We start from the raw sequence: 13,044 nt of genomic DNA on the forward strand, positions 1-13,044 counted from the left end.
GCCGTCTGCCGTCAAGGCGGTTTTCCTTTATCTTACCAGACACTCCCAGGGACGGGGGATGGTTTTACGGCTTTACAATCGCACTCCGGCAATGCATGGCGCGCAGGAATGCCTCCCGCTCCCCGCGGACCCTTGTTAAGGAACAACGGCCCTTTCCCCATGGCGATTCGTCCCCCCGTCACTTTTTTCCAAAAGCGGCTGGCGGCTCAAGGATTTTTGCAAGGACTGTCGAATTGTTGTCTATGTCACGTTAACCTATTACAGAGGGTGAACCGCTATTGAATCAGGTAAAGGAAGTCCTGCTCCAGCTGTTCTTTGCCCTGATGCCGTTCGTCACGTACGGCGTCTACTACCGCGATCGAAACACCAACTATTCCCGCACCTTCATTCTGCTCGTAAGCGCCGTCTGTTTGCTTCTCTCCATGCTGTTCGCCTCGAGCGTCCGGCACGGCATCATTTTCGACGTTCGATACGTCATTCTTTTTTTCGGCCTTGTGTTCGGAGGGCTGCCGACCGGCCTGTTCCTGCTGCTAGAGGTGCTGCTGCTGCGCCTCTACCTAGGAGGGCCGGGCACCGTCTCCGCCTTGCTGATTCTGGCCGTCACGTTCCCGCTCTCTTGGTATTTGTCCGTGCTCTATGCACGGACCCGGCACAAATTCGCAGTGACGTTTCTAGCCGGTCTTTCCTTCTCTGCCATCCCGATTCTCATTCTGTACGTCATGCTTCCCGAATACGTCGTGACGAATCTGGCGTATCATCTCTTCTTTCTCCCTGTGATCAACACGATGGGCTCTTGGCTCCTCATTACGCTGTTCCACAAATCCGCAGCGGACAAGGAACTGTACCTGAAGTACCAGCAGAGCGAAAAACTGGAGGCGATCGGTCACGTAGCCGCGTCTCTCGTCCATGAAGTGCGCAACCCGCTGACCACGGTGCTTGGGTTCCTGAAGCTCATTCGGGAAAACCGCGCGTCGCCCGAGAAGCTCGACCGCTTCATCGGAATCAGCATCGAGGAGATTCAGCGGACCGAACAGATCCTATCCGAGTACCTGTCCATGTCCAAGCCGCTCACGCCCCACCGCAAGATGCTGGATTTCGGCAGCGAATTGCTGGCGGTGATGGATGTGATGACACCGTATGCGACGATGCATAAGGTAAGTCTGCTGTCCGCTCCGCCGCACGAGCCCGTACCCGTCGCCGGCAATGCGACCGAGGTCAAGCAGATGCTCGTCAACTTTATCAAGAATGCGGTCGAGGCGTGCGTCGATTCGTCCAAGGGCTGGGTTCGCGTAAGTCTGCAGGCCGAGCAGGGCGTCGCGAGGCTGTCTATCGAGGACAATGGCAGAGGAATGAGCCCCGATCAGCTGAAGAGGCTGGGGTCCATCTATTACTCCACCAAAGCGACGGGGACCGGGCTCGGACTCACTTTTTCCTATAAGCTGATCCGGTCCATGAACGGCAGCGTCTCCGTCCGGAGCACCGAGCATATGGGAACGGAATTCACTATTCTGCTTCCGCTAGCCGAGCAGGAGGAGCAGCGGCAAGAAGAGAATATGCGCTAACCGCCGGTCAGCGGCTCGCCGAGCACACGGATCGTCCCGTCGGGAGAGGCGGCAATGACGGAAGCCGCCATCTGGACGAACAAACCGTGCTCGGCAACGCCGGGGATCGTGCTCAGCCTCACGGCGAGCTCCCCCGGATCGGGGATCGGGCCGAACCGGCAGTCGGCGATCCAGTTGCCGTTGTCGGTGAGGAACGGAGATCCGTCTTCCTTCTGGCGCAGGACGGGCCGGCAGCCTAGTTCCGCCAGTCTCGCCATCGTCAACCGCACGGCGAATGGAATCACCTCCACCGCAAGCGGAAACCGTCCCAGCGTTCCTGTCAGCTTGGAATCATCTACGATGACGACGAACCGGCTGCTGTTAGCCGCCAGCAGCTTCTCACGCAGCAGCGCTCCGCCGCCGCCTTTGATCAAATTCAGCTGGCTGTCCACTTCGTCCGCCCCGTCGATCGTCAGATCCAGCGGCTCCAGCTCTTCCTGCGTCATGAGCGGAATGCCGAGCTCTGTAGCGAGCTTCTCGCTCGCCACTGAGCTTGCGGCAGCCCGGATACGCAGACCCTGCCTCACCTTCTCCGCTATGCCGCGGATCGCCTTGGAAGCGGTCGATCCGGTGCCGAGGCCGACCTTCATCCCGTCTCTCACCAGCTCCACCGCCCGTTCCGCCGCCAGTTGCTTGGCATCCATATCGGTCGCCTCCTATTCTAGACTGTCCGGCTCCACCGGCTTGCTCATCGTGAGCTTGCCGCCGGACTCGTGCTCGCACACATATCCATGCTTCTTATAAAATCCGACCGCATCGCTCCAATGCGCCAGCGTCTTCAGCTCGAGGCGCCGGCAGCCGCGGGCGGCTGCCGTCTGCTCCAGAGCGGCAAGAATGCGTCCCGCATAGCCCAGCCGTCGATACGGCCGATGGACGGACATCCGGACAATCCGGCCGGTTCCCTGCTCCAGCGGAACGTACGCCCCGCAGCAGACCGCCCTGTCCTCCAGGAGCCCGACGAGAAAGATAGCCCCCTGGCTCCGGTAGGTCTCCGTCAGCTGCTCGAGGTCCGGATTCAGCGTCGAGTCCAGCCAGCCGAAGCGCTCCTCCAGCCCGGCCAGCACGAGCGCTCTCACCTGGGCCTCAGTCTCCCGGCTCACATTCTCTATACGCAGCGGGGGCTGTCCCGGAACCCCCTCCGGTTTGGTTGGTTCTTGCAAGTGCTAGGTCTCCTTTTTGGTTTGCATGTCCTGCAGCGTCTTCTCGATAGCTTCCAGCCTCCGCAGAGCAGCATATTGATTTCCGATGATTCCGGCCATCCCGACCGTTACAATCACGATAAGCAGCACGATCATTCCCATGTCCCTCATTTCTTCTGTCGTTCTGGCTGCCCGGCCTGTTGGCCTGCCCGCTCAAAGCAATCCCTCCGCAGCCAGCCGGCTCACATGCCGGTATGCCTCCGGCGTCCCGATATCGTAGACGGCGCCCTGGGCGAGATACGCTCTAAGTTCCCGGCGCTTGTACAGCCATTCCGGAAAATGGCTGGGGGCGTCCGGATTGTTGCCTTCTTTCAGATAATCCGCGACCAGCGGCAGTGTCTCCCTCCGGTACAAATAGAGCGCATAAACGCCGAAGCGCGAGCGCGGCCGCTCCGGCTTCTCCTCGAAGGAGAGCACGCGGCCGTCTTCATCCAGCTCCGCCACTCCGATCCGCTTGAGCTCCTCGGCGTCCTCCACCTCTCGGACGAGGATGCAGTCGGTGCCGGCAGCATGAAAATAAGCAACGTAATCCTGCAGCCCGAACGTGAACAGATTGTCCCCGGCGACGACAAGCAGTTCGTCCCCGACTCCCATCTGCTCAATCGCCAGCTGCAGATCCCCTATCGCGCCTCGCTTGTCTTCTTCCGCCTCGGAGCCGTCATCGATCAAACGGATCGTCTTGCCCGGCCTGCGTGCACGAAGCCAGCCCTCGAACGCGTGAATGTAGCGGTGATTGCTGATTACGCAGACCTCGGAGATCTCCTCCAGCGCCTCCAGCTTGTCCACAATTGTATCAAGGATCGTCACACCCTGTCGGATCGGCAGCAGTGCCTTGGGGGTATGGAGAGTGAGCGGATACAGCCGGGTCGCATAGCCGGCGGCTAGAATAAGGGCCTTCATGGTGTCTCCTTTCGGCTGGAGCCGGCGCGGCCGGCCGCAGCGGAAGGCCGCACCCTGCGGCCTCCGTCTTGCTTTTTATATGATTACCCAACCTGGCGTCCGCCGGAATCCGTAGCCGAGGCTCCTTCCAGCACCCGGTCGCGGAGCGGCCTTGTCACGGCGTCAAAATAAGCGTCGCAGGTGCTGTCTATCCATCTTGCCTCCAGCAGATCGGCATTGCAGGCGAGCGTGCGATCGCATTGCAGCTCGCCTCCCTTCACTTTCGCCAAGAATGTGAACTTGTCCTGCGCATCATCCACAAGCTCGACCAACTCGACCTCGTAGCCGGTTTCCTCTCTCACCTCTCGCAGGCAGGCTTCTTCGGGCGATTCTCCCTCCTCAGCACCGCCCCCAGGGAAGTTCCAGACGACGTCTCCCCGCTCGACGTATTGCCGGACCATCAGGATCTCTTCCCGCTCATTGATAACGATCGCCTGCGCCAGCATCTCGTTCCCTCCCTTTCGTCCTGCCTCTTACATTGCCTTATTTTTGTCTCGGTTTTTTCCTGTGGTACGAGGCAAGCGATGGCTGATACCCCAGCTGCTCGAAGAAAGGCTCCTTCCCTGGCTGCGCGCCGAGAAAAAGGGATGTAGGCGATGCTTCCCACGCGAGCTCCATCAGCTTCGAGCCGACTCCTCTCCTGCGGTACTCGGGGAGCACCAGAATCTCCGTCACGGTGCCGAACAAATACCCGTCCGTCAGCAGACGGACGCAGCCTACAAGACAGTCTCCGTCCCAAGCCGTCACATTCAAGGTGCGGGCTAGAGCTGCGCGGGTCCGTTCGGCACTGTAGGTGCCCGGCCAAACCTGCTGAACGAGCGCCAAAAAAGCGGCTGTCCCCAGCTCCCGGTCATCCGACTTATACTGTACGGCCTTGTCCATAGTTCTCCCCCTGCATTATCAAATCGCTTTTGCTTCCGTTACTTTCGGCAAAAAGTACGCTTCCCCTCAGCCGACACCGTGAAAAGCCTTCAGCAGGAAGTCCCTATCCGGCACTCCCGCTTCCTCATAGGCCTTCACGAGGAGGGACTTGTCGTAGGGCTCCTCATGGAGCTCCGCCCTCCACCGGCCGTCCGGTCCCGCCTCGACGATCGCGTACCGAGCCGTCGGCCGGGTATGGCAGCCAAGTGCACCGGGATTGACATAAAGCCGGTGCGCCGTCTCGAACCAGTGCACCGGATGATGATGTCCGAACGCCACCAGACCGTACGGCGTCCCCGCATAGCGGCGGTCCAGCTTCTCCCCGCTGGGCTCGGGATCGATGGACGCTAACCCCTCCGGGGTCAGATGATAATGAAGCAGCAGCATCCGGCTGTTCCCGAGCTCCGCTTCCCGGGAGCGGGGCAGGTCCTGGAGCCTGTCGGCGAATCGGCGGTCGAGCCGTTCTACCACCCAGGTATGGTGCTCCAGCGCCTGCTCGTGGCCTCGCAGCACTCCCTTGCCGTCCAGCAGATGCAGAACAGCCTCCTCGTGATTGCCGGCCAGCAGCTTCACGCGAGGCCGGGCAAACAGCTCCTCCAGCACTTCGTTCGTGTGAGGCCCGATGCCGATCTGATCCCCGAGGGAATAAATCTCTTCCACGTCTCCCCTCTCGTCGAGCGCGCGAAGAACGGCCTTTAGGGCCGGTGCATTCCCGTGAATATCCGTCAGAATCGCCAGCTTCATTCGGCCTTTCCCCCTTTTTTGCTCAAAATCCTCTACAGCTCCGTGTGTCCCGATTCGTACGCCATCTCCAACCGGCGTATCTGGAAGCCGAGCTTCCGGTACAAGGCGATGGCTGCTGCATTGTCTGCGTTCACCATCAAGCGCACGGTGCGGTAACCGGATTTCGCCGATTCCTCCATCATGTATTTAAGCAGCGCCGTCCCCACTCCACTGCCCCGCGCCGCAGGAGCGACGAACACATCGTAGATCATTCCGCTTCCTCCCGCAGCACCAGGCTCGCCATTCTTCCTCAGAACGCCGAAGCCCGCCTGCCGGCCTCCCACCTCCGCCACGAAAATCTCGAAGGAGTCGTCCGTGACGACGTAGGCGAGCAAACCACTGTGGTCGCGGGTATCTCCGAACGGAGAACTGCCTTCCCGAGAAGCCCCTGCCAAACGAATCAGCTGCTGCAGCTCCTCCTGCCGATAGCGTCTGATCACCGCGCCAGTCATTGCTCTCCCTTCTTTCTTGCGGAAGGGGGAGAAGAAACCGCTTCGTCCGGGTCCTGCTCCTCTTCCTCTATCTCTGGCAGCGTTTGCAGCAGAAGACGGTACGGAGCCGATGCCCTAGGTAAGCCCCAATCATCCAAACAATGAGGATCGATCGAACAGGTCTTGATCCACGTCGAGAACCCCCAGCTTGCATATACATTTTGGAGCCCGGGCTCCCGCTCCTCCACACCAATGGTCGCTTCCCGGAAGCCCTTCTCCCGGATCCGGACGAGCGCCCGTCTCATCAGTCCGCCGCCTATCCCGTTACCCTGATGCTCCGGTTGCACACGGAACGCGCAAAGATAAGCCCGCTTGGAGCCGTCGGCCTCCTCCGGATCATCCGCCTGCCAGACAATATGCAGTTCGCCCACTAGACAAGCGCCCCGCTCGCATACCCACAGCTCCTGTGTCCCTGCCTCCATCCGCTCTGTGAACAGCCGCTGCGTGCGGCTGTGCGCTCTAGGCCAAGCCCAGTCCAGCCGTAGAAAATCCTCGGGATTCCCCTGCCGGAACCGCATGCGCCATTCCTCCTCCGTGCATGGTCCGTCACCACCGATTGTCATCGGATGGCATCCTTGCTTGCCATCCATGCTGCTATCATTATATGGCAATCCCTAGCAATTGCCTATATGGAATAATAGCCGCCTGGCCGGGTTGGCGGGATGAATGGCTGCATGGCGGCAAGACGGAACCGCGCCTGGACGGAACCCTGCACCCCGTCATCGAAACGAGCTCGCAGGAGGAAACAATGAGAGGATTGCCGCATCTCCACCGGCTGTGTTACGATGAATCATTGGACCGGCAAAGCCGCCAGCTTACTAGATAAATGAGGGATAGTCATGACATCCATATCCGCGGGCGGACCTCTCCGCCCCACTAGCTTCTTCCCCATTCTGATCGTCGCCGTCGTTCTTACCGGGTTCAGTCAGGGTCTGCTGCTGCCGCTGCTCACGGTACTTTTGGAGCAGCAAGGCCTTTCCTCGGGCATGAACGGCCTGCACGCCGCTACGATGTATGTCGGCGTCTTCGTTTCCATGCTGTTCGTGGAAAAACCGCTTGCCCGTTTCGGTTACCGTACGATGATTCTCGGAGGCATGGTAATCGTCCTGACCGCCTCCGTGCTGTTCCCCCTATTTCCGAATCTGTGGATTTGGGTCGCGCTCCGCTTCATCATCGGCTTCGGCGAAAGCTCGCTGCACTACTCGACCCAGTTGTGGGTCATCTCCAGCAGCTCACCCGCGAGCCGCGGACGCAATATCGCCTTGTACGGCATGTCGTACGCAATCGGCTTCAGCATCGGGCCGGTCGGCATCAACCTGCTTGCTTACGGCGAATGGGTGCCGTTCGCCTTCATCGCCGCCTCGTTCCTGCTCTCGCTGCTTCTCGTAATGCGGCTGCCGAACGAGAAGCCCGCCGCGGAAGAAGGCTCGGCTGCCGCAGAACGCGGCGCCGCGCAGGACGAGTCTGCGGCAGCTTCGGCGAAGGAGACCGGGGCACGAAGCGCTCCCCCGGGCAACCGATACAGGCGCTCCGTTCGCCTCGCCTGGTTCGCGCTGCTGCCTTCGTTCCTGTACGGCTATATGGAGGCGACCATGAACGCCAACTTCCCGGTGTACGGCCTGCGGACGGGCCTGACCGAGAGCTGGGTGTCCATCCTGCTGCCGGCGGTCGGTCTCGGCTCGCTCGTGCTGCAGCTGCCGCTCGGCATGCTCAGTGACCGGTTCGGGCGCAAGCCGGTGCTGATCACGGCAGCACTATGCGGCGGGGCGGCGTTCCTGGCTGTCCCGCTCGCAGGCGACAGGGTGTACGTCATCCTGTTCCTGCTCGCGTTCGCCGGAGGGCTCGTCGGCTCCTTCTTTTCTCTCGGCCTTGCGTTTCTGGCCGATCTGCTGCCGAGGAGCCTTCTCCCCGCCGCCAACGTCCTCGCCTCGCTCAATTACAGCTTCGGCTCGATGGCCGGCCCCAATCTTGGCGGCTTCGGGATGCAGGTGCTCTCGCTTGGCGCGATGTTCTACGCGCTTGGCGGCGCTTTTCTCCTGTTCGGCCTGCTCGGCTTCGCCTTCCGCAGCCGCCGGGAGACCGCCGCTCCCTCGGCAGCTTCCGGCGGCAGGGCGTTGTAACGGCGGGCGCCATGCGAGCAGCCACACCCTAACCGTTCCGGCCTTGCCCCGCCGTCCTCAAAGAAAACCCGGCAGCGCCTCTTAAGAGGTGCTGCCGGGTCATTTGTTATGCGAGGAAACGAGTTCTCTCTGATTCCCGATGTACGCAGTTCAAACGGGGATGGACTAGCCGGCGAGCGGCCTTTCACTCCTATCCCTTACTTCCGCTGCGCTGCCCTCTTCCGGCTGGCCGCCGGCGCGAGGAGAGTTCTCGGCTCCTCACTCCGTTTCTTCCATGAAAGGGTCCTATTGGGGTCGCATCATTCGTAGTTAATTGTGAAAATTTTCACTACAAATTGTCAAAGGTACCCCAGCGCTGCCCTCGGCGGGCTCGACGAGCCTTGCGCGTGCCTTATGGCATTCACGACTGCGTTCTGCCGGGATTCATCCAGCAGTTCGCGTCCTCAGGCTCGCCTTCGTGATCCGGCTGCAACCGAAGGGCCGCCCCGCTTACTCCAGCCATCCGTTTCGCTCCGCGATGGCGATCGCCTCTATCCGGTTCTTCGCCTCCAGCTTCTGGATCGCCTCGGACAAATAATTGCGCACCGTGCCGGAGGAGAGATAGAGCTGCCCGGCGATCTCTCTCGCCGACCATCCCTCGGCCGCCAGCCGCAGCACCTCCCGCTCCCGCTCCGTCAGCGGATTCTCCGTCTCCCAGAACGACAGCGCCAGCTCAGGGCTAACGGCCTTGCCCCCGGCATGCACCTTGCGCAGCGCCGCGGCCAGCTCGTCCACGGGAGAATCCTTAAGCAGGAAGCCGCGTGCGCCTGCCCTGAGTGCCCGCTGGAAGTAGCCGGAACGCGAAAAGGTTGTCAGGATGACGACTCCTGCCTGGCGGCCCTCCGCCTGGAGCCGCTCCGCCAACTCAAGACCGCTCATGCCGGGCATTTCGATATCGAGCAGGCACAGATCCGGCTCCAGCGTCTCAATCAGCGCAAGCGCCTGCTCGCCGTTCTCCGCCTGCCCGATCACCTCGATATCCTCCTCCAGATTGAGCAGCGCGCTTAAGGCGCCGCGAAGCATCGCCTGGTCCTCCGCAATGATCACCTTCATGCGTATCTTTCCTTTCCATTGGCGGTTTTGACGACTCTCGGCACGGTAAACGTCAGCCGGGTTCCTCGTCCGGCGCCGGTGTCCATCTCCAGCGTTCCTTCTACCAGCCGCAGCCGTTCCTTCATCCCTCGAATGCCGTTTCCGTCTCCCGGCTTTCCTTGCTGCTTCGGCTCAAAGCCGATTCCGTTGTCGGCGACCGACAGCAGCAGGCGATCCGCCTGCTGCTCGCACGTAATCCGCAGAACGCTCGCCCGGCTGTATTTGATCGCGTTCGTCACCGCCTCGCGCAAGCACATACCGAGAATGTTATCCGCCAGCGGGGAACCGATTTCCTCCGCATTCGTCTCCGTATCCACCCCGTGCGCTTCCAGCAGCATCCCAGCCGCTGCCGCGAGCTGCTTGGCTTGGATCAGCTCCTCCTTGACCGTGACCAGATTCATCCCGGTGACGAGCTCTCTCACCTGGTTGAGCGCCGCGCGGGATGTGTTCTGAATGTCCCGCACCTCCTGAATGGCCGACTCGGGACTCTTGGCGATCAGCTTCTCGGCCAGCTCGCTTTTGAGCGTAATAAGTGACAGCGTGTGGCCGAGCGTATCGTGCAGATCGCGCGAGATGCGCTGCCTCTCCTCCTGCTTGGACAGCCGGGCAATTTCCTCGTTGGCCAGGTGCAGCTGCTTCTTCAGCTCCTCCGACTTTCTTCCCATCCTCAGAGCGATCGGCATGATGATCATAATGAGCAGAGCCGGGAGAAACTGGAGCAGCTCCACCTTGTGCAGGAACAGCTCGAACCGCCAGCCGACCGCGACAAAGAGGAGGATCATGAAGCCAACAGCGATCCCCGTCTGTCGTCTTGATTTCAGAAAGGCAATCACCGGTGACGGATAGAACGCCAGGTACATAAACCCGTCCCCGTGCCAGAAGCAGAAGATCCCTACGATCGCAATCTGTCCCAGCACGAAGGCAAACCGGTACTGCTTGAAGCGAAAGCTGTGCAGGTATAAGCCGACGAAGACCGCGAGCAGCAGGAGGCTCCCCGTCATCGGGACGGGCGGCAGCTCTAATATCCCATACAGAGGAAAGATCAGATAGATCAGCCAAATTAGCGAGAAGGAAAAAGGGGGCCCCACGGGGGGGCGTTTGGCCGTAAGCCGCATGCTACACCGCTTCCTGTTTTTTGAGAATATAAGAGGATAGTACCATAAATACGGTGACATACGCAGCGAGAATCAAAACTCCGGTCAGACTGATAGCTCCTCCGCCTACCAGATTCCATGCCCCTTCTCCCAGCCGGAAGGTCGGCGTGTAGGCGGCGACGGTCTTCATGAAATCCGGGAACGTGGCGGTCGGCATCCATAAGCCGCCGAGAATGGACAAGCCCATGTAGACAATCAAGCTAAGCACTTGCGTCAAATCCTGGTTGCGCAGCGAGCCCAGCAGGGTGCCGAGCGCCATGAACGAAAATCCGCCCGCCCACAGCCACAATCCGCTCAAAAGCCAAACCGACAAAGGGAGACTGATGCTTCTGCCGATGCCTCCGATCAGGAACATGACTACAATAATAAACAGGTTGATCACACCTTGAGCCGCCATCTTGGAAAAGACGTAGGACCACGAGGGGAGAGGCGTCAATCGAACTAGCTTCACCCATCCTTCGGCGCGCTCCTTGGCGATTCGCTGTGCGAAGGAGGTCAGGCTCGCGCCTATGACGCCGTAGGCCGTCATCGACATCAAATAGTAGGCTCCCCAATCGGCATTGCCGATGGTCATGCTGCTGTCCATCGTGCTCGTGAAGAGGAAGAAGAAGCCGACGGGCAGCAGGATGGAGAAGAAAACGAAGCGTTTGTTGCGGGCGGTCCGCAAAATCTCGGCTTTGCATTGGGCGATGGTCGCCGGTATTGAAGTATGTTTCATGGGATTCCCCTCTCTCTCAATTGGCTTCGCGCAGCAGCGTCTCGAACGCGTCTTCCAGACCGCCGGCGGTGATTTCGATATCCTTCATTCGTTCGTTCCCCTTCAGAAGGGCGAACAGCAGCCGGTCGGTATCCCGGCAGGCGATTCTGACCCGGTGTCCTTTCCACTCGACATCCGTTACGCCCGGATACGTGAGGAGCCGCTCGCTCGTCAAGCCCGGCGCCGCCGTAAAGGCAAGCGTGCGGCGGGCGGCCGCGGCTTTGATCGACTCCGGAGTGCCGTCGGCAAGAATGCTCCCCTGTCTCATAACGATCACCCGATCCGCCGTCTGATCGGCCTCCTCCAAGTAATGCGTCGTCAGCACGATCGTGCGTCCCTGTCCCGCCATCTCCCGGATGCTTGCCCAGAACAGCCGTCGGGCTTCGACGTCCATCCCAACGGTCGGCTCATCGAGGAACAGCACATCCGGATCGCCCGCTGCGGCGAGGGCAAAGCCCAGGCGGCGTTTCTGGCCTCCCGACAGCGAGGAGGCGAACTTGCGCCGGCTCTCCTCTAGTCCTGCCATGCGGAGCAGCCGGTCGAGCGGCAGCGGCCTCCGGTAGTAGCTGCGGAACAGCCCGATCGTCTCCTCCACCGTCAGGTTGTCGATCACGCTGACCTCCTGCAGCATCGCTCCGATCCGGTCGCGAACGCCGCGGTCCCGCGGATCGCTCCCCAATAGCCGCGCCTGCCCGCTTGTCGGCTGCTGCAGGCCCAGCATAAGCGAGACGGTCGTCGTCTTGCCGGCGCCGTTCGGGCCGAGCAGCGCCACCACGCTTCCGCGCTCGATCGTGAGCGACAAACGATCGACCGCCGTTTTTCCTTTATAGACCTTCGTTACCTGCTCCAGCTGAATGGCTGCTGTCATCCTCTTTCACTCCTTCGCGTCGACTGGCTTCGGCCGTCTTCCGGACGTTTCGCCTTACGGCCCAGCCGGCGATCTCATGCTTCTATCTTACCGGCCCGCCGGCGCCGCCTGTAGCCACGACTGTCATGAGCTTCATATGACAGGTGTCACCTCTTCTCAAGACACGCCAAAAAAAGCCGGCTTCCCCCATGGGGAAACCGGCTTCCTGCAGAACTCTCCTGGCTTAGGAAGCAGTCGTACCGGCCGCAGCGTCAGTTCCGGGCGCTTGCTTGTCCTTCCGCGGACCGCCTTTCCGCTCAACGAACTGCTTCAGCTGGTCCGTCATGCCGTCCTTGATCTTGGCGATCAGCTGCTCCTCGGTGATGCCTTTGTCCGCCGCGATCTCCGCGATCGACTTGCCTCCACTAAGGGCCGTCATCAGCTCGTCCTGGGTGATGCCTAGAATCGAAGTGACCTGCTCGTTGCCAAGGCCGCGACCGGGGCCGAAGCCCTCGCGACCGAAGCCGCCCTTGCCGTGACCGGGTCCCCGGCCTCCCGGCTGTCCGGTCTGCTCGATCTGCTGCTTGAGGCGGTCGGCGAGTCCGGAGGTTTGCTTGTCCGCCTGCTCCTGCGTCAGCTTGCCCGCGGTCACGGCGTCGGCGATCGTCTGCTTCACGGCAGCGGTCAGCTTCTCGAGATAGACGTCCTCCGACCAGCCGGCCTTATCCTGGGCGATCTGGGCCAGCGTCTTGCCCGCCTTCAGCTCCGTGAAGAGCGCCTCTTTGTCGATGCCGAGCAGAGACGCTGTCTGCTCCAGCACGTCGCCTCCCTTGAAGAAGCCGGCTTCGCCGCGCATGCCTTTGCCGAAACCCTTGCCTCCCCGGTCGGCCGCCTTGTCCGTCTGCTGCTGCGTTGACGTATCGGCCGCATAGGCGTGGCTTTGCACCAGGCCGGCAATGCCGCCGCCAAGCAGAATGGCTGCCGCCAACGTTCCTTTTACCATCTTGCTGGTCGCTATCTTATTCATTTGCTCCACCTCACGGGGAAAATTTTGGTTACACAGGAAGTGTACCCCGCCAATCTGAAGCCAAGATGAGTCCC

General features: G+C 60.9%; 16 protein-coding genes. 2 read left to right on the forward strand and 14 right to left on the reverse strand.

Annotation, left to right across the window (positions count from 1 at the left end):
* The first annotated feature begins 278 nt into the window (after nt 1-278).
* On the forward strand, nt 279-1,562 hold the full coding sequence (locus tag KJS47_RS05045; protein WP_213523343.1) for a sensor histidine kinase: 1,284 nt from the start codon (nt 279-281) through the stop codon (nt 1,560-1,562).
* On the opposite strand, the gene rpiA is transcribed toward KJS47_RS05045, so the two are convergent.
* From rpiA to KJS47_RS05090, 9 genes are all read right to left on the reverse strand, one after another.
* Nucleotides 1,559-2,245 (reverse strand): ribose-5-phosphate isomerase RpiA, encoded by a 687-nt coding sequence (gene rpiA, locus KJS47_RS05050; RefSeq protein WP_213523345.1) that lies wholly within the window; start codon nt 2,243-2,245, stop codon nt 1,559-1,561. The genes KJS47_RS05045 and rpiA overlap by 4 nt on opposite strands.
* Before the next feature lie 12 nt (nt 2,246-2,257).
* A complete protein-coding gene (locus KJS47_RS05055; protein ID WP_213523347.1) occupies nt 2,258-2,761 on the reverse strand; it encodes a GNAT family N-acetyltransferase in 504 nt (167 codons plus the stop codon).
* Between the two features lie 3 nt (nt 2,762-2,764).
* Nucleotides 2,765-2,902 (reverse strand): hypothetical protein, encoded by a 138-nt coding sequence (locus KJS47_RS05060; RefSeq protein WP_213525078.1) that lies wholly within the window; start codon nt 2,900-2,902, stop codon nt 2,765-2,767.
* A gap of 51 nt (nt 2,903-2,953) precedes the next feature.
* Nucleotides 2,954-3,700 (reverse strand): nucleotidyltransferase family protein, encoded by a 747-nt coding sequence (locus tag KJS47_RS05065; RefSeq protein ID WP_213523349.1) that lies wholly within the window; start codon nt 3,698-3,700, stop codon nt 2,954-2,956.
* An 83-nt stretch (nt 3,701-3,783) separates the two neighbouring features.
* Nucleotides 3,784-4,185, reverse strand: a complete 402-nt coding sequence (locus tag KJS47_RS05070; protein ID WP_213523351.1) for an NUDIX hydrolase — start codon at nt 4,183-4,185, stop codon at nt 3,784-3,786.
* A 37-nt stretch (nt 4,186-4,222) separates the two neighbouring features.
* Nucleotides 4,223-4,621: a GNAT family N-acetyltransferase gene (locus tag KJS47_RS05075; RefSeq protein ID WP_213523353.1), complete on the reverse strand. Its 399-nt coding sequence runs from the start codon at nt 4,619-4,621 to the stop codon at nt 4,223-4,225.
* Nucleotides 4,622-4,687: 66 nt separating this feature from the next.
* Nucleotides 4,688-5,404 carry a metallophosphoesterase family protein gene (locus KJS47_RS05080; RefSeq protein WP_213523355.1) on the reverse strand — a complete coding sequence of 239 codons (717 nt, stop codon included), beginning with the start codon at nt 5,402-5,404 and terminating at the stop codon, nt 4,688-4,690.
* Between the two features lie 32 nt (nt 5,405-5,436).
* Nucleotides 5,437-5,895, reverse strand: coding sequence for a GNAT family N-acetyltransferase (locus KJS47_RS05085; RefSeq protein WP_213523357.1), 459 nt, complete (start codon nt 5,893-5,895; stop codon nt 5,437-5,439).
* Nucleotides 5,892-6,497: a GNAT family N-acetyltransferase gene (locus KJS47_RS05090; RefSeq protein ID WP_213523359.1), complete on the reverse strand. Its 606-nt coding sequence runs from the start codon at nt 6,495-6,497 to the stop codon at nt 5,892-5,894. The genes KJS47_RS05085 and KJS47_RS05090 overlap by 4 nt, the downstream gene beginning before the upstream one ends.
* Before the next feature lie 276 nt (nt 6,498-6,773).
* On the opposite strand from KJS47_RS05090, the gene KJS47_RS05095 reads away from it, so the two are divergent.
* A complete protein-coding gene (locus KJS47_RS05095; protein ID WP_213523362.1) occupies nt 6,774-8,054 on the forward strand; it encodes an MFS transporter in 1,281 nt (426 codons plus the stop codon).
* A 489-nt stretch (nt 8,055-8,543) separates the two neighbouring features.
* Here the strand turns inward: KJS47_RS05095 and KJS47_RS05100 are convergent, their stop codons facing one another.
* The 5 genes from KJS47_RS05100 to KJS47_RS05120 all read right to left on the reverse strand — a co-directional run bounded on the left by KJS47_RS05100 (nt 8,544) and on the right by KJS47_RS05120 (nt 12,970).
* Nucleotides 8,544-9,146: a response regulator transcription factor gene (locus KJS47_RS05100; RefSeq protein WP_213523364.1), complete on the reverse strand. Its 603-nt coding sequence runs from the start codon at nt 9,144-9,146 to the stop codon at nt 8,544-8,546.
* Entirely contained in the window at nt 9,143-10,300 is a 1,158-nt protein-coding gene (locus KJS47_RS05105) for a sensor histidine kinase (RefSeq protein ID WP_213523365.1), read from the reverse strand. Before KJS47_RS05105 ends, KJS47_RS05100 begins: the two co-directional genes overlap by 4 nt.
* A 1-nt stretch (nt 10,301) precedes the next feature.
* The gene (locus KJS47_RS05110; RefSeq protein WP_213523366.1) at nt 10,302-11,057 is read right to left on the reverse strand and encodes an ABC transporter permease; all 756 of its coding nucleotides are present in this window, start codon (nt 11,055-11,057) and stop codon (nt 10,302-10,304) included.
* Between the two features lie 16 nt (nt 11,058-11,073).
* Complete coding sequence (locus KJS47_RS05115) at nt 11,074-11,964, reverse strand: ABC transporter ATP-binding protein (protein WP_213523367.1); 891 nt, start codon at nt 11,962-11,964, stop codon at nt 11,074-11,076.
* 223 nt (nt 11,965-12,187) lie between these two features.
* Entirely contained in the window at nt 12,188-12,970 is a 783-nt protein-coding gene (locus KJS47_RS05120) for a hypothetical protein (protein ID WP_213523368.1), read from the reverse strand.
* Between the last annotated feature and the right edge of the window lie 74 nt (nt 12,971-13,044).

The sequence above is a fragment of the Paenibacillus sp. J31TS4 genome, from assembly GCF_018403265.1.
Lineage (GTDB): Bacteria > Bacillota > Bacilli > Paenibacillales > NBRC-103111 > J31TS4.

Coding starts and splice junctions, on each gene's coding strand:
- rpiA (WP_213523345.1), bottom strand. CDS start 2,245: ATGGATGCCAAGCAACTGGCGGCGGAACGGGCGGTGGAGCTGGTGAGA.
- KJS47_RS05060 (WP_213525078.1), bottom strand. CDS start 2,902: ATGGGAATGATCGTGCTGCTTATCGTGATTGTAACGGTCGGGATGGCC.
- KJS47_RS05065 (WP_213523349.1), bottom strand. CDS start 3,700: ATGAAGGCCCTTATTCTAGCCGCCGGCTATGCGACCCGGCTGTATCCG.
- KJS47_RS05070 (WP_213523351.1), bottom strand. CDS start 4,185: ATGCTGGCGCAGGCGATCGTTATCAATGAGCGGGAAGAGATCCTGATG.
- KJS47_RS05075 (WP_213523353.1), bottom strand. CDS start 4,621: ATGGACAAGGCCGTACAGTATAAGTCGGATGACCGGGAGCTGGGGACA.
- KJS47_RS05080 (WP_213523355.1), bottom strand. CDS start 5,404: ATGAAGCTGGCGATTCTGACGGATATTCACGGGAATGCACCGGCCCTA.
- KJS47_RS05085 (WP_213523357.1), bottom strand. CDS start 5,895: ATGACTGGCGCGGTGATCAGACGCTATCGGCAGGAGGAGCTGCAGCAG.
- KJS47_RS05090 (WP_213523359.1), bottom strand. CDS start 6,497: ATGACAATCGGTGGTGACGGACCATGCACGGAGGAGGAATGGCGCATG.
- KJS47_RS05095 (WP_213523362.1), top strand. CDS start 6,774: ATGACATCCATATCCGCGGGCGGACCTCTCCGCCCCACTAGCTTCTTC.
- KJS47_RS05100 (WP_213523364.1), bottom strand. CDS start 9,146: ATGAAGGTGATCATTGCGGAGGACCAGGCGATGCTTCGCGGCGCCTTA.
- KJS47_RS05105 (WP_213523365.1), bottom strand. CDS start 10,300: ATGCGGCTTACGGCCAAACGCCCCCCCGTGGGGCCCCCTTTTTCCTTC.
- KJS47_RS05110 (WP_213523366.1), bottom strand. CDS start 11,057: ATGAAACATACTTCAATACCGGCGACCATCGCCCAATGCAAAGCCGAG.
- KJS47_RS05115 (WP_213523367.1), bottom strand. CDS start 11,964: ATGACAGCAGCCATTCAGCTGGAGCAGGTAACGAAGGTCTATAAAGGA.
- KJS47_RS05120 (WP_213523368.1), bottom strand. CDS start 12,970: ATGAATAAGATAGCGACCAGCAAGATGGTAAAAGGAACGTTGGCGGCA.